A 14,805-nucleotide genomic window follows, 5' to 3' on the forward strand; every position below is an offset into this window, starting at 1 on the left:
CCTACAACTCCATGCCGTCATCGGGGTCGAGCGAAACCTGCCGCGCCACGCCCTGCATTAGGCGAGCCAAACGTCGATTGCGAATGGCCTCATCGTCGTCGCTGTCGTCGTCTCGACCGATCTCGAACTCGTTGTCGATTGGGGCCGTTTTCTCGACTGGCCGCTCACGATTGAGCTCGGGTTGCAGGCGTCGTTCCGATTCCGTTGGATCGCCATCGTCGTTCCGGGCCATACCGGAAGCATCGGCGCCGTCAGGTCGGGTCGGTAGCGGGAGCTGGTTCCAGTCGCCAGGATCGGCCATTTCGGTTCTATCCAACTGAGGTGTCGGCAGGATGCGCTCGCGAAAGCGGACATCTTCGTAGTATCGCGCCTTCTTCGCCCTGATCGGCGGCGCCCCCGCAACCATCACGATCTCATCGGTCGGCGGAAGCTGCATGATCTCGCCTGGAGTCAGAAGCTGTCGCGCTGTCTCCTGCCGCGACACCATGAGGTGTCCGAGCCAAGGCGAGAGCCTGTGGCCGGCATAGTTCTTCATCGCCCGCATCTCGGTGGCCGTGCCGAGTGCGTCAGAGACGCGCTTGGCAGTCCTCTCATCGTTCGTGGCGAAGCTCACGCGCACATGACAGTTGTCGAGGATCGAGTTGTTCGGGCCATAGGCCTTTTCGATCTGGTTTAGCGACTGAGCAATCAGGAAGCTTTTGAGCCCATATCCCGCCATGAAGGCCAACGCGGACTCGAAGAAATCGAGGCGGCCAAGAGCTGGAAACTCGTCCAGCATCAGCAGCAGCCGGTGGCGGCTTGTCTTCGTATGCAGGTCCTCGGTGAGGCGGCGTCCAATCTGGTTGAGGATGAGGCGAATAAGCGGCTTGGTTCGGTTGATGTCCGAAGGCGGCACGACGAGATAGAGCGTTGCCGGCAGTTTGGCGCCGACGATGTCGGCGATGCGCCAGTCGCAACGCCGGGTCGCCTCGGCGACAACGGGATCGCGGTAGAGGCCGAGGAAGGACATCGCGGTGGACAGCACGCCCGAGCGTTCATTGTCGGATTTATTGAGCAGTTCGCGCGCGGCGCTGGCGATGACCGGATGCGGGCCGGCCTCGCCGAGATGGGCGGTCTTCATCATTGCGGCGAGCGTCGATTCGATCGGCCGCTTCGGATCCGAGAGGAAGGCGGCGACACCGGCCAGCGTCTTGTCCTCCTCGGCATAGAGGACATGCAGGATCGCGCCGACCAGCAGCGCGTGAGAAGTCTTTTCCCAATGGTTGCGTTTCTCCAGACTGCCTTCCGGGTCGACAAGAATGTCGGCGATGTTCTGGGCGTCGCGGACCTCCCATTCGCCGCGGCGGACTTCCAGCAAGGGATTGTAGGCGGACGATTTCGAATTGGTCGGATCGAAGAGCAGCACTCGGCCGTGCAGAGCCCGGAAGCCAGCGGTCAGTTGCCAGTTTTCGCCCTTGATGTCGTGGACAATCGCCGACCCTGGCCAGGAGAGCAACGAAGGCACCACCAGGCCGACGCCCTTGCCGGATCGGGTCGGCGCGAAGCACAGCACATGCTCGGGACCATCGTGACGCAGATAATGGCGCTCATAGCGTCCAAGCACCACGCCATCGCTGCCAAGAAGACCTGCAAGCTCCACCTCCCGTCGGTCGGCCCAGCGCGCCGAGCCATAGGTGTGCACGTTCTTCACCTCGCGCGCCCGCCACACCGACATGCCGATTGCAACGATGATCGACAGGAACCCCCGGATACGGCAATCAAGCCGCCCTCCAGGAAGATGTCGGGAGCGTAGGCGTCGTAGAAATACCACCACCAGAACAGCGCTGGCGGGTAGTAAACCGGCAGCCCGCCGACGTCGAACCAGGGCGGGCCGAGTTGCGCCTGGAATCCGAGCCTCCATGCGGTCCATTGCGTCGCGGCCCATACTGTCAGCAGGACAATCAGGAAGACAGTCAGGATCTGACCCCAGAGGATCTTCGTGGCGGACATGGCGAGTTCCTTTCTTGTGTCTCACAGACCGATCCCGCGCTTGCGGCCAAAGCTCCAGTCGGTTCCGCCGTCACCGCGAGCCAAACCGGAGACGTGCTGGCCGAGACGCTTCTCAAGGGAGGGAGTCCAGGGAACGAGCTGGAAGCCAAGACCGTCGTCGATCATGGCGAAACGGCCGGATGCCAGCGACAAGCGCTGACGATAAGCGCCAGCAACAAAGTCGCCTGAACCAGTTCGCTTGAAGGGCTGTCCGGTCTCGGCGGCAAGCTTCTCACCAACCAGCTCGAGTTCCCTGCGGCGCAGCGTCTCGATCAGGTCGCGGCTGAAGACAAAACGCCCGCCTTGACGCTTCGCCAGTCCTTCGCCGACGAGGTGATCGGCCCTCTGTTCCATGGCCCGGTGCACCTCGGCGCCGAAGCCACCAACGCTCAAGGCGACAGGCTCGCGAGCGATGGCCTGACGGTCGAGCCAGGTGGCTCCCGCTGCCGTGATCTGCTCATGCAAGTCACGATCGGAGCGGACGGCGAGCGCTACTCGACGTTGGCCTGACGCATCATCGAACTTGCGCAGTTCGACAATCGAGCCCGGCGGGCTGTCGCCAGCCGCCTCCAGATGGGCAAGTCTGATGTGGTGGGTGCGTCCGTCGACGCCATCGACCACGGCATAGGCAGTTCCGCTCAGTTCGTCATCCAAACCGCGATCGAGCAGCCGACCGATAATCGGCACATCGAGGCTCTCGGCGGCAAGCACGTAACTCGCCGATCCGCGCTCGACGCCCCGCTCGCTCAGCGCGCGGTGCATCCGCTTGATGATATCGCCGCGCTCGCCGAGTTCGCGCAGGGTTGCTTCCGCCTTGTCGTCGATCACCCATTGGCCTGGCCCGACCTGATCGGCCAGGCCGAGGGCTTCGAGCTTGCGCAGGCGGCCGACCTTCTGCACGTGATACTCATCGGGTTGACTGTGAGGACCCTGGGCAAGATCGATGACGCCGGTGCCGACAAGGTCGCGAAGCAGTTGCCGGTCAAGTTGCGTCCAGCGCTCAGCTCCAATCTGCCGCTCCAAATTGCGGCGAATGTCGAGTTCAGAGCGAGGGCCGAGTTCCTGCGTAACAAGATCGGCCGCACGCGCGCGCATCCCTTCCTTGATATAGGCGCGCGAGATCACGAGATCCTGTCCGTCATCTGCGCGGCCGCGAAGGATGATGTGGATGTGGGGATTGTCGGTGTTCCAGTGGTCCGCGGCGACCCAGTCGAGTGTCGTGCCCAGATCCTTTTCCACCTGGCTCATCAGGTCGCGGGTGAAGGACTTGAGATCAGCCATGTCGACGGCATCGTCGGGCGAGACGATGAAGCGGAAATGGTGACGGTCGCCATCGCAGCGCTCGGCGAAATCCTTGACGTCGGCATCGTCGGTTCCTGGGCTGAACATGCGAGCCTTTTCCCCTTCACGGCTCACGCCCTCGCGCCGCAGGTAGGTGAGGTGGGCGGCAAGCGGCACGGCGCGATTGGAATGGCGAACGACACGGGTCTTGATAACCGTGACGCGGGAGCGCCCGGTCAGCAGACGGTTGGCCTGGACGTTGGCGATCCGGCCCCGGCCGAAGCGCGATCGGTTGCCAGGACTGATTTGACCGGAACGGGAGATGCTGCCGCCCGCCTTCCTAGCCGCCGCCAGCGCCTGTGAGATGAACGGCCGCGCGGCTTGAGCGCGGTTGGAGCGCATGCGGCCGGGTCGAATGCGGAACTCGCGCTCATCGGCCATGTCGCTGCCCCGCAATGTGGAAAAGAGGATGCAGATGCAAAGTCTTGGGTGTTCGACGCACATTGCGTCGAACGGCCACAATGTGCGCATCGCACCTGAAAACGCCACAAAAACAACCGACCGGCCGACGCGCAATGTGCGCGCTTTTATCTAGCCATCGTTCGGTCGCCTCCGCTGCGTTCACCCCTTGCACTCGCCAACCTGCGCGAGAGCCCGCGTTGATACGAAAAGCGCCGAACCCGCTCATGGCTCAGTCCTGTCGTTCGCCTTGGCCACGAAGAGGCCGGCCGACCGAGGTGCGACGTCAGACGGTTGGTGCACGGTCTGCGCCCTCGGCACGCTATCGAGGGGCGCTGGACCGGCTGCGGGCTTGTCTGCTGGTTCGCCGACGAAGAGCGGCGCTTTCCTCCAGCTGGATGAGGGAGGGGATGCGCTGCTGTGCCCTGTCGCCGTGCCGCCGCTGCTGATGGCGGATGCAACGGCGATGACATAGGCGCGCGTCTCGCGAGGCAGCCGCCGACCCCGCAATGACGCTTCGTAGCGCCCCGGGCCTGCATTATAGGCGGCAATCCAGCCGGGCGATCCGTAGCGATCCAGGAGCTCGCGGATGTAGGCCGAGCCCGCGATGATGTTGTCGTGCGGATCGTAAGGGTTGCTGCCGAGCCGATAGCGAAGCCGCAGCTCGGCCCAGGTTCCCGGCACGATCTGCATCAGTCCCATGGCGCCTTTTCCCGAGGTGGCGCGTAGGTCGCCTGCGCTTTCCGCGCAAAGTACGGCGCGGATCCAGGCGGGCGGAAGCCCGAAGCGCCCCGCCGCCTCCGTGATGTGAACTTCGTAGCTGCGCGCCGAGGGCGTGACGACCGTTGGGTTTTGCGCCAGCGAGGTCGCGGGACTGGCGCATATGAGCCAGAGGCCGGCAAGCAGGGCGAGCGCATTGTCCAGACGCACGCAAGGCAATACGAGCTGACGCAAACGGTTCGTCGACCGACGGCGCGCAAGCATCACTCAAGCCTTCTCGGCGCGGTCGCGTTGACGCGACCACTGCAGCGACCACGACGTCTTGTCGTCGCCGTTCTGGAACAGATTGGCGCGGAGCGGTCGTGCGAAGGTCGGGTCGTCTATCTGCAGCGAGACGAACTCGCCGGCCTTTTCACCGGAGCGTTTCCAACCGGCACCGACCACCGGCCCGTCTTCACTTCCGGCGTGCACACGGTAGTCGGGCGCCTTTTCCGCGTCGCTCGCATCCGCCTCGACGATCGCGATGCCGGTATCGAGGCTGAGTGTGCGGATGCGGCCCGAATAGCCGCTCTGATTGCGGGTGAATTGTCCGATCTGTGGCATGTCATGTCTCCTTTCGCGGGTGATCGGCGGTGATGTCGGGACGGCATGAGAGGGGCCGCCAGGGGCGCGCTCACCGCGTTGGCGCGCGCCATTGAAAGCGGCCGTCTCCTTGCTCGTCGGTCCACAGCGGGACGGCGCGGCCGATGATGCAATTGGTTGAAACGAGGCCGAAGTAACGGCCGTCGAAACTGTCGCGGACTTGCCGATTCATAAGGAAAACGGCCCCGGCGGGAATAATCCGGCAGCCTTGCCAGTAAGGCAGATCTCGGCCGGCACCATCTCGCTCAAGCGCATCGCCAACGTGATGGCCGTCGACTGAAATGGCGAGCCTGTCGCGGCACACCGTCTGGCCAGAAACCGCTAGGATGCGTTTAAGCAGCAACACACCTTTCGGCAGATAGGCCCGCTTGGCAAGGAACGTTGCCAACGGTTCGGGCGCCCGTACGGCGACGAGGTCGCCACCCGAAACCTCGCTGTCGCTGTCGATCTGATAGAACCCGATCGGCACGCTGGCCGAAGCGTTCCAGACAAGCTTTCGCGGCAATGCCGTGAGCAGGAAGAAGCACCCCTGTGCTGGCCAAAGCCATCGCAACGATAAGCGCTGATCGCCTCACGGCTGCACCCGCCGCCGCAGGAGATAGGCGAAATGCAGATCGGATGTGTAGGTGCGAGCCGCCTCACCGGCAGCCATCCGGTGGTGGACGTGCCGCCAATGATCAGGTGAGACTGCTTCTGGATCGATCCCGATACACTCGATTGCATCGATTGCCTGCAACACCCGCTCGACATTCTGCCAACCTTGCACCGTCAGCAGGATGTCGCCACCAGGCCGCACGAAAGGCAGCGTCCGATAGGGTTGGCTCGCAGAGACGGCTAGCACGACATCGAGGCGCGAGATGACCGTGCCGAAGCCATTCGCGGCCCAGCGCACGAAGGCAAAGGTAGTGCCAGGGCGAAACGAAACGACCCGCCGACGCCGATCGAGGATCTGTTCTCGATCGACTGTCCCGAAGCGAAGCCAGAACTCAATTCTCTTCGCACTCCATATCAGCTCGACACGCGTCAGACCGTCTTTCTGCGCCGCGTCGCGCACGGATCCGCCTGAGGTGTAGTTGACGATGTCGATCATTCTCGGTGTCCTGATCTCATGGGATGCGCGGTCGGATCGGCGACCGCTGCGCGATCGGCCCGCGGCCTTCGCGTGGACCGGTGGTCAGCGGTCATGCCGTCCAGTCGGGATTGGAGTTGCCGGCTGGTGGCGCTTGGCGGGAAGTACCGAGCCGCGAGGATCCGATGTTGACGTCACCGCTCCGCGCTCAGCCCAAGCCTGCAGATCGTCAATGGCATAGACGACGCGGCCGCCAAGTTTGCGATAGGTGGGGCCGGTCCCGTAGGTCCGATGCTTTTCGAGCGTGCGCGATGACAGGCTGAGGAAATCGGCAGCTTCCTTGGTGCGAAAAAAGCGCGGCGGCAAAGCGGCTAGATCAGGTCGCATGGGTCGGGCCTCCGTGTGGCTGCAGGGAACCGCTGGCGTTCAGCGGCGGACGACGATCACGGTGGCGGAAAGCTTGTTTCGAGGGGGATGGCGAAGATTGGGGGGCATTAAATCGCCACCCCCATGCGCTAGGTTCGCCTGCGGTGGCGCAGAAGTTGCAGGTATCCGCCTCCGATCATGGCGGTCCCGCCTCTGGCGAGGCCGATCACGGTGTCTCGCAGCGATGAGGTTTTCCAGGGATTGGCGTCAACACGCCCTGCCCCGTAGCAGGCCGTCGCGATCTCGCGGTAGCTGGCGCCGTTCGTACGGGCATCGGCGGCCTGCAACATCAGGCGCAGACGGCGACGCTGCTGAACCGTCATGCGCGTGTCCGCCGGTACAGGCCGCTTGCGATGGCCACGCCAGAATCGCACGAGAGCCTCGATGCGTCCCTGCGTTTGGGAATCCAGCGGGATCAATGCCGCCAGAGAACCATCACCCTTGCTGCCGGGAAGGAGAAGAAGCTGCGTGGCGATCGCGTCGTCATGAATCATGTGAGAACCTTGCGGGCTCTCACGACCCCCGCGGGGCCCGACAAGCGCTTCAGGATCGAGTGATAGGAAATCCGGTGAGGACGTGAGAGCCAGTACGGCAGGATCGACCAGAGGCGACCACAAAACGTCTTGCGCCAAAGACGACAAATCGGGCCGCGCCGGGAAATCGCAACCCCCAGCGTTTCTGAGCTCCAGTTGTTAAGGGCTCGCGTTCAGCTCCGGCGATAGCGATGTCCCGATAAAATCGATGATAAGGATCAGAGCGGCGTAGACATTCCCAGGCGAGACCTTCAATTGGCAAGGTGTCGAAGAAATCGTAGCTGCTGTTGTTCCGCCAACGCGACATATCCGGTTTCATCGTGCATCTCCTCGCGAAATGGCAAGTCGTGCTCGAATCGATTCCGAACTCTGGCGATTGAAGAAACGTCCCGGGAAGGCATTGGGTGATGCCTTTTCGACATCGCTGTATGGCAGCGCTCGCTGGTTTCAGGTCTCGCGCAGCAGCTGGCGGTAGCCTGTGCGTGTCATCCAGCGTGCCCGCGCAAGATGGCTGTCATAGACATCCCGGGCGCGTTGGGGCTCCTGTGTCGGATCAATCTCGAAGAGGATCCTGACCACCTCGCGCCAATCGGCGCCATCGGCGTCGGCGTCGAACAAACGCATGTAGAGCTTGACGTGGCTGCGATCATAGTCGGCGAGGTCTTCGCCAGTCGGCGCGGTGTCGTCAAATGGTTCGATCATGGCTGTTTCCGTCCGGTATTGGCCGACAATCTTATGCCTCTGGTATCGCCAGCGAAGGGGCGCGAAGCGCATCATGCGATGCTGTCTCGACATCGTCCCGATTTTGCAGCGGCGCCGTGACGCCAGGTGGGATCCAAAGGAAGGCCCGCCCGAGTGGTTCGGGCGGGCCTTTCCAGTCGCTTAATCGGCGTTGCGGCGGCTCGGGCGTGACCAGATCAGGCTGTAGCCCTCGCCGTCTTCGTCATTGAAGAGATTGGCGAAGATCGGGGATGTGAAGCTCGGATCGTCGAGCTTGAGCCCGAGATAATCGCGACCCTCGTTGGACTGCTTGGCCCAGGCGGCGCCGATTTCCGCTCGCCCGACGAAGACGCGGTGGCTGGGAGCGTTGTCGCCGTTGGCGCGGGTTTCGGGGATAATGCGAACGCCGCGAGCCTGGACGCTGAGGGTGACGATGTCGCCAGTGAACTCGTTGTTGCCGGACTTCTTGAAGGCGCCGATGGTAGCCATGATAGTTCTCCTTGATCCTGTCTGTTTCGAGCCGCACCATTGCGGTCTCGATGGTGGTCGCAAGGTCGAAGGCGATCGCCGGCGCACCCAAGGGCCGGAGCAAAGCGGAGGACGGTGCGGGAGCGACTTTGTTGTATCGCGAGGAATGACGGCGCAGCCGGCAGGGGAAGAAAGTCGCGACGTGCCGTTGCGTCACAGGCGATCGAGGCGAAGCTGCCCATCGGACCAGAAACACCAATCGAAGAGACCGCTATCGGTGTGGTCGTGGCGACAGGGTAGACGGAGATATGTCTGCCCGGCTCAAAATCAGAAGCCGAACACGTGGCGCTCAATGGCCACCAACAATGGCATTCACCCACGATACGCTGACCGTATTTCCCGCAGACGCCAATGGTCCATCCTCCACGGCTCCGTCCCCTCGCCGGCGATCGTGGAGGCGACGATCCTGGACCGGACGGACGTGGGGGTATATTAGCGACGCCGCGATCGACCGGGGCACGACTGACGCAGCTGTCGGTGCATGAAGACGCGGCTGGCTGATCTGCGCATGGCCGAGCAGTAGGCACGCGCACTTATGCGAGATCGCCCTCGCCCTGATGTCCTCGACCGAATAGCCCGAATGACAGCTTCTGGGAACGAGGCCGACGGCCGTAACGGTCATCGCTGGTCATTGCTGAATAGCCAATGCCGCACACCTATTTGAAATCGCGCGTCTTCATCTTGATCTGGTCGATGTGAAGATACGGGTCGATGATATTCCTGGGCTGCGGCCCTTTCGGCATGCCACGCGGGTCGGGCGTCGGACTGCCATGATGAAACTCATCGCCCCGCCCATGCGGCAAGGGAAAGGCGGCGTCCCGATCGCCAACGCTGGCCAGGTCGCTCGAGAGATCGCTCAGTCTATGGGCGACGAGATGGACCACCTCGCCTTCCCGCTGAATGCCCCCATAAACGCCGATCATGCCGGCACCGAGCACAACCCTGCGATATTTCTCGAAGACCTTGACGCACACCACCAGGTTGGCGATGCCGGTCTCGTCCTCGATCGTGATGAACATGACGCCCTTGGCCGAGCCCGGCCGCTGCCGGACCAATACGAGGCCAGCCGCTTCCAGCCATTGGCCATCGCGCGCCTGCATCGCCTCCCGGCACGAGACGATGTGTTTGCGACCCAGGTCGGCACGCAGGAAGGACACAGGATGGTCGCGCAACGTCAGGCCGACATGCCCATAGTCTTCGACAACCTCGCCACCTGATGTCATGGCGCGCAGCGCGACAAGGGGCTCGTGGATCTCCTGTACCGTTTGCTGCTCGCGAGCGGAGGCGGCAGCAAATAAAGGCAACGGCTCGTCGCGCAGCGCCTTGATCGCCCACAAGGCCTCCCGCCTCGCCAGTGACAAGGAAGGCTGAAACGCGTCGGCCTGGGCGAGTTCAACCAGCGAAGCCGCGGGAACACCTGCGCGATGCCACAGGTCATCCACTGACACAAAGGGCTGGTCGGCACGCGCGGTGACGATGGTGGCGGCATCGGCATTGGCCAGACCACGGACCATGCGCAGCCCAAGTCGAACCGCGAACCGATCGTCATACGCAGCGGGCTCAAGCGTGCAATCCCAGCGTGAGGCGTTGATGCAGACCGGACGCACCTCGACGCCATGGTCGCGCGCATCGCGAACGATCTGCGCTGGCGCATAGAAGCCCATCGGCTGGGCATTGAGGAGAGCGGCACAGAAGACATCGGGATGGTGGCATTTCATCCAGGACGAAGCGTAGGCGATCAGTGCGAAGCTTGCAGCGTGACTTTCCGGAAAACCGTAGCTGCCGAAGCCTTCGAGCTGTTTGAAGGTCTTCTCCGCGAACTCCCGCTCGTAGCCGTTCTTCACCATGCCGGCGATCAGCTTGGTGCCGAATTTCGAGACGCCGCCTGTGTGCTTGAAGGTCGCCATGGCGCGGCGAAGTTGATCGGCCTCGCCAGGGGTGAAGCCGGCGCATTCGATCGCCACACGCATTGCCTGCTCCTGGAACAAAGGCACACCCAGTGTTTTCCCGAGCACCTTTTCCAGCTCGGGCTTGGGATAGACCACCTCTTCCTTGCCTTCACGCCGGCGCAGATAGGGGTGCACCATGTCGCCTTGGATCGGCCCCGGCCGTACGATCGCGACCTCGATGACCAGGTCGTAAAAAGTCCGCGGCTTGATGCGCGGCAGCATCGACATTTGTGCACGGGATTCGATTTGGAAGGTGCCGAGCGTGTCGGCCTTGCGGATCATTGCATAAGTTCGTGGGTCCTCGGCCGGGATCGAGGCGAGATCGAGATTGATGCCTTTGTGCTCGGCCAGCAGATCGAAGCCGCGTTTCATGCATGACAACATGCCGAGCGCCAGCACATCGACCTTCATGAATTTCAGCGCATCGATGTCATCCTTGTCCCATTCAATGACCTGGCGGTCCTTCATCGCGGCCGGCTCGATCGGCACCAGATCGTCGAGCCGGTCGCGGGTCAAAACGAAGCCACCGGGATGCTGCGACAGATGACGCGGTGCGCCGATCAGCTGCGTTGCCAGATCCAACGCCAGCCGCAGACGGCGGTCGCCGAGATTGAGGTTCAGCTCCTCGGCGTGCTTGGGTTGGACGCCTTCGTCCGACCAGCCCCAGACCTGAGACGACAGCATCTTGATCAGGTCTTCGGGCAGACCCAAAGCCTTACCGACGTCACGCAAGGCGCCTTTCGAGCGATAGCGGATGACGGTCGAGCAGAGTGCGGCGTGCTCACGACCATAGGCGTCGAACACCCACTGCATGACGATTTCGCGCCGTTCATGTTCGAAGTCGACATCGATATCGGGCGGCTCGCGGCGCTCCTCCGAGACAAAGCGTTCAAACAGAAGATCATTGCGGTCGGGATCGATCGACGTGATGCCGAGCACGTAGCAAACGGCGCTGTTGGCAGCCGACCCCCTGCCCTGGCACAGAATATCCTGGCTGCGGGCAAAGCGGACGATCGAATTGACCGTCAGAAAATACAGCGCGTATTGCAGCTTCTCGATGAGCTGCAATTCATGCTTGAGCGTGCCAACAACCTTGTCCGGCACACCCTCGGGAAAGCGCTCCGTCGCGCCTTCCCAAGTGAGCTTCTCCAACGCCTGCTGCGGTGTCAGGCCCGGCAGCATCCGCTCCTCTGGATATTGATAAGCAAGTTCCTCCAAGGAGAACCGACAGCGCGCCGCGACCTCGAGCGTGCGCGCCATCGCTTTGGGATAGCGGCCAAACAACCGCGCCATTTCATCGGGCGGTTTCAGGTAGCGGTCGGCATGCCGCTCCCGCCGAAACCCAGCATCATCGATCGTGACATTGTGCCGGATGCAGGTGACGACATCCTGCAGGATGCGCCTTGATGGTTCATGGAAAAGGACATCATTGGTGACGACCGTTGGCACGCCGGCCTGTTCGGCAAGATTGGACAGATCGTGCAGCCGCAGCGCATCATTGGGACGGCGGCGCAGAGTCAGCGCCATGTAAGCCCGACCGCCAAATGCCTCGCGCAACCGCCTGAGCCAGAGCGCGCATTCGTCGTCGGCCTGGTCGGGAACAAACACCGCAACGAGGCCCTCGCCATAAGCAACAAGATCGTCCCAATGCAGCACGCACTTCGCCTTGCCGCCGCGCTTCTTGCCGAGCGACAGCAACCGGCAAAGCCTGGAATAGGCCGCACGATCGGCGGGGTAGACCAGGATGGAGATTTCTTCCGCCAGATCCAGCCGGCAGCCGACGATCAGCCTGACGCCGGTCGCCTTTGCCGCCTCATGCGCCCGAACGATTCCGGCCAGGCTGTTGCGATCGCAGATGGCAAGTGCCGACATGTCCATGATGGCGGCCTGCGCAAACAATTCCTCGCAGGAGCTCGCGCCGCGCAAGAAGGAGAAATGCGAGGTACATTGCAACTCAACGTAAGGTGCAGTCATCCGAAGATGCCGTGCAGGAACCAGCGATGCGAACCGGTCGCGGCATCCTCGCCATCGCCGGCGCGATAGATCCAGAACCGCTCGCCTCCTTCATCCTCGACCTGGAAATAGTCGCGCACGGCGGCAAGCTCGGCGTCACGCTTCCACCATTCGCCGAATACCCGCTCAGGGCCATCGGCGCGCTTCACCCTTCGCCGGATGCCTCTCCAGGTAAAGCTCGCCGGCGGATGATCCGGCAGCAGCGCCATCGCCTCGATCAGCTCAGGAACGGCAAACAAACGCGCCGGACGCGGCCAATGGTCTGGCCATGCCTCGCCTGTCTCAACGGACGCGGGCGCCACGCGCCGAAACGATCGCTCCGGCACGTCGCTGGCCACCGGTGCAAAGCGATACAACCTCTCCTCGCCGACACGGTTGCCGAGAATGTCGATCAGGTCCGAGATGTCTGTATCCGGCTGCTCGATGAGCGAGGAAATTGTCTGCCTCGGCGTCAACGGTTCGGCCAGGGGCGCGGACAGGCGCATCAACTCGATGCCGAAGCCCGGATCGATCGTCTCGATCTTGTCGCGGATGATCCCTGTCAGCCGCTTCACATCGCGGACCGGCAAGGCCGTGCCAACGCGAATGGCCTCGACGCGGTTGTCGACGCGGTAAAGCAGCAGGTCGAGCCGCAGGGCGCCGAGACCCTTCGTCTCCAGTTCGGCACACAACGATTGCACGAGCTTGCCGACGTAACGCGCGATCGTCTCGGCCGCACCAATGGGCTCGCCAAAGGTCCGTTTTACCTCAAGCACGTCGGCTGGTCGCACCGGCTCTATCGGTTCGGCAAGGCGTCCAGCAATCTGGTCAAGCCGGCGGCCCAATTCGGGCCCGAAGCGCAGCGTCAGCGGCGCACGCGGCTGCTGCAGAAGCTCACCCACCCTGTCGAAGCCCAAAGCCCGCAGACCGCTCACGATCGCATCGGGCAAACGCAGTGCCGTGACAGGCAGAGGAAGAACTGCATCATAGGTCGCGTCGACGGCGACAACGCTGACGGTCTGCCTGACGCAGCGCGCGACAGCGTGTGCGGCGCCCCAGCTATCGGCTATCGCGGCCCGCGCCGACAAGCCGACCTGACCGAGACGCTCGATCATACCGGTCAGCATCAAGCGTTCGCCGCCATGCAGGTGATCGGCGCCGCTGGTGTCCAGGACCAATCCGTCCGGAGGATCCACAGCGACGATCGGCGCGTAGCGCCGCAACGCCCACAGCGCCAGCCGCTCCAATGCCGCCGCGTCGGCGTCTGGCTCAGCGTCCATAACCACCAGACCTTGTACGAGGGCCTGTGCCTTCGTCGCCGGCATGCCGATGCGCAAGCCGGCTTCTAATGCCGCACGATCAGCCGCGGTCACAAGGCGACGATTGCCTTGCCGCCCGACCAGCACCAAAGGTCTATCCGGTGGCAGCGAGACGTCGCCCAATTTCCTTCTGAGCCGGTCGGTCGACCAGTTTGGAAGGAAGAGCGAGACGACCCTTTGCATCACAAGCCTCCACTTCGATATCGAGCGTTTCCCCTCCACGAGACCGGATCAGTTCCAGTTGCCATCGCGCCCGGCCAACGCCGGGCACGGGAAGCGGTTGCGATGGCAGGACGGAAACCCGCCAGCGGGTGACAGATGCCGTCGGCTGCCCGAAATCGGCCACTTCGGTCTGGCGGCGCCAGCGGCGGATGGCGATGCCCATCGCGCCGGAGCCTTCGGATGCCAGTTGCAACCGGCGCGAGGCAGTCATGGACAGGCGCGCGACTTCCGCGACCACAGCCCCAAGCCCCACATGCCGCAGACCTTCCTCGAAGCAGGCGAGCAAGGATTTGTCGTCACCGGCTTCGACATAGATCACCCGGTCGGGGTGAAGTCCGACCTGGGCAATTGCCGGCGCAAACAGATCCTGGCGCGTCACACACCACAGCACCTTGCCCTGCGTCCTCGCCGCAATTCCCGCCGCAAAAAGCGACGCGGCAGCGCCATCAATCGCTCCATTGCCACCACCGGCAACTTCATGGAGCGCGCCAAGCGCCACACCGCCCCCAGGCAAATGGCTGTCGACAGCAGCGATGCCGAAAGGGAGCACCGCTCGTTCGCGCCTGTTGCCACCTTCGAGACGCGCGATGCGATCTCGGAGATCGGAAATGGCAGCGCTTGGCGTCTGTGCACTCATCTGTTCCCTGAACGCAAAATGCTGGCGGCATGTTCCTCATTTGTTCTCTTCCTAATAAAGAGTCAATGGCATGGCGAGGTGGCGCTGCGGAAGAAATGCCTGCGGCGACCGCCTGTCTGGTGGCACCGATAGAGTTTTTTGCTGACAGGACGACACAGTCGAAGGCCTTGATAAGCCCGCTTGACGTCGCGCCGGCGACCGTCGGCGCCCTGAGCAAAGACGGCGCATAAACCGCAGTCCTGCGCGCGTCCGCAATGCGGACATTGTCGCGCGCGGGACG

At 63.0% G+C, this 14,805-nt stretch carries 13 protein-coding genes and 1 pseudogene; all 14 read right to left on the reverse strand.

The genetic code is table 11. From position 1 onward, the window contains the following. Window position 1 precedes the first annotated feature (1 nt). Window positions 2-1,989: pseudogene (locus ACVDG8_RS08650) on the reverse strand (conjugal transfer protein TraG). Window positions 1,990-2,010: 21 nt separating this feature from the next. Then, a complete protein-coding gene (locus ACVDG8_RS08655) occupies window positions 2,011-3,750 on the reverse strand; it encodes a relaxase/mobilization nuclease domain-containing protein (protein WP_447254330.1) in 1,740 nt (579 codons plus the stop codon). 243 nt (window positions 3,751-3,993) lie between these two features. Next, the gene (locus ACVDG8_RS08660) at window positions 3,994-4,752 is read right to left on the reverse strand and encodes a lytic transglycosylase domain-containing protein (RefSeq protein ID WP_447257276.1); all 759 of its coding nucleotides are present in this window, start codon (window positions 4,750-4,752) and stop codon (window positions 3,994-3,996) included. Between the two features lie 3 nt (window positions 4,753-4,755). Next, entirely contained in the window at window positions 4,756-5,091 is a 336-nt protein-coding gene (locus ACVDG8_RS08665; protein WP_447254331.1) for a DUF736 domain-containing protein, read from the reverse strand. Window positions 5,092-5,161: 70 nt separating this feature from the next. Beyond that, window positions 5,162-5,599, reverse strand: a complete 438-nt coding sequence (locus ACVDG8_RS08670) for a S26 family signal peptidase (protein WP_455707643.1) — start codon at window positions 5,597-5,599, stop codon at window positions 5,162-5,164. Between the two features lie 102 nt (window positions 5,600-5,701). Next, the gene (locus tag ACVDG8_RS08675) at window positions 5,702-6,220 is read right to left on the reverse strand and encodes a DUF2840 domain-containing protein (RefSeq protein ID WP_447254333.1); all 519 of its coding nucleotides are present in this window, start codon (window positions 6,218-6,220) and stop codon (window positions 5,702-5,704) included. A gap of 84 nt (window positions 6,221-6,304) precedes the next feature. Then, a complete protein-coding gene (locus ACVDG8_RS08680) occupies window positions 6,305-6,586 on the reverse strand; it encodes a helix-turn-helix domain-containing protein (RefSeq protein WP_447254334.1) in 282 nt (93 codons plus the stop codon). Window positions 6,587-6,714: 128 nt separating this feature from the next. After that, window positions 6,715-7,119 carry a DUF2285 domain-containing protein gene (locus ACVDG8_RS08685; RefSeq protein ID WP_447254335.1) on the reverse strand — a complete coding sequence of 135 codons (405 nt, stop codon included), beginning with the start codon at window positions 7,117-7,119 and terminating at the stop codon, window positions 6,715-6,717. Between the two features lie 49 nt (window positions 7,120-7,168). Beyond that, on the reverse strand, window positions 7,169-7,477 hold the full coding sequence (locus tag ACVDG8_RS08690; RefSeq protein ID WP_447254336.1) for a transcriptional regulator domain-containing protein: 309 nt from the start codon (window positions 7,475-7,477) through the stop codon (window positions 7,169-7,171). 128 nt (window positions 7,478-7,605) lie between these two features. Then, entirely contained in the window at window positions 7,606-7,860 is a 255-nt protein-coding gene (locus ACVDG8_RS08695) for a DNA -binding domain-containing protein (protein ID WP_447254337.1), read from the reverse strand. 180 nt (window positions 7,861-8,040) lie between these two features. Continuing rightward, window positions 8,041-8,367: a DUF736 domain-containing protein gene (locus tag ACVDG8_RS08700; protein ID WP_447254338.1), complete on the reverse strand. Its 327-nt coding sequence runs from the start codon at window positions 8,365-8,367 to the stop codon at window positions 8,041-8,043. Window positions 8,368-9,062: 695 nt separating this feature from the next. Beyond that, entirely contained in the window at window positions 9,063-12,329 is a 3,267-nt protein-coding gene (locus tag ACVDG8_RS08705; protein WP_447254339.1) for an error-prone DNA polymerase, read from the reverse strand. Next, the gene (locus ACVDG8_RS08710) at window positions 12,326-13,849 is read right to left on the reverse strand and encodes a DUF6504 family protein (protein WP_447254340.1); all 1,524 of its coding nucleotides are present in this window, start codon (window positions 13,847-13,849) and stop codon (window positions 12,326-12,328) included. The genes ACVDG8_RS08705 and ACVDG8_RS08710 overlap by 4 nt, the downstream gene beginning before the upstream one ends. After that, window positions 13,761-14,525, reverse strand: a complete 765-nt coding sequence (locus tag ACVDG8_RS08715) for an ImuA family protein (RefSeq protein WP_447254341.1) — start codon at window positions 14,523-14,525, stop codon at window positions 13,761-13,763. The genes ACVDG8_RS08710 and ACVDG8_RS08715 overlap by 89 nt, the downstream gene beginning before the upstream one ends. Between the last annotated feature and the right edge of the window lie 280 nt (window positions 14,526-14,805).

Source organism: Mesorhizobium sp. ORM8.1 (assembly GCF_053005525.2).

Coding starts and splice junctions, on each gene's coding strand:
- ACVDG8_RS08655 (WP_447254330.1), bottom strand. CDS start 3,750: ATGGCCGATGAGCGCGAGTTCCGCATTCGACCCGGCCGCATGCGCTCC.
- ACVDG8_RS08700 (WP_447254338.1), bottom strand. CDS start 8,367: ATGGCTACCATCGGCGCCTTCAAGAAGTCCGGCAACAACGAGTTCACT.
- ACVDG8_RS08710 (WP_447254340.1), bottom strand. CDS start 13,849: ATGCAAAGGGTCGTCTCGCTCTTCCTTCCAAACTGGTCGACCGACCGG.
- ACVDG8_RS08675 (WP_447254333.1), bottom strand. CDS start 6,220: ATGATCGACATCGTCAACTACACCTCAGGCGGATCCGTGCGCGACGCG.
- ACVDG8_RS08715 (WP_447254341.1), bottom strand. CDS start 14,525: ATGAGTGCACAGACGCCAAGCGCTGCCATTTCCGATCTCCGAGATCGC.
- ACVDG8_RS08705 (WP_447254339.1), bottom strand. CDS start 12,329: ATGACTGCACCTTACGTTGAGTTGCAATGTACCTCGCATTTCTCCTTC.
- ACVDG8_RS08695 (WP_447254337.1), bottom strand. CDS start 7,860: ATGATCGAACCATTTGACGACACCGCGCCGACTGGCGAAGACCTCGCC.
- ACVDG8_RS08660 (WP_447257276.1), bottom strand. CDS start 4,752: ATGCTTGCGCGCCGTCGGTCGACGAACCGTTTGCGTCAGCTCGTATTG.
- ACVDG8_RS08690 (WP_447254336.1), bottom strand. CDS start 7,477: ATGAAACCGGATATGTCGCGTTGGCGGAACAACAGCAGCTACGATTTC.
- ACVDG8_RS08665 (WP_447254331.1), bottom strand. CDS start 5,091: ATGCCACAGATCGGACAATTCACCCGCAATCAGAGCGGCTATTCGGGC.
- ACVDG8_RS08685 (WP_447254335.1), bottom strand. CDS start 7,119: ATGATTCATGACGACGCGATCGCCACGCAGCTTCTTCTCCTTCCCGGC.
- ACVDG8_RS08680 (WP_447254334.1), bottom strand. CDS start 6,586: ATGCGACCTGATCTAGCCGCTTTGCCGCCGCGCTTTTTTCGCACCAAG.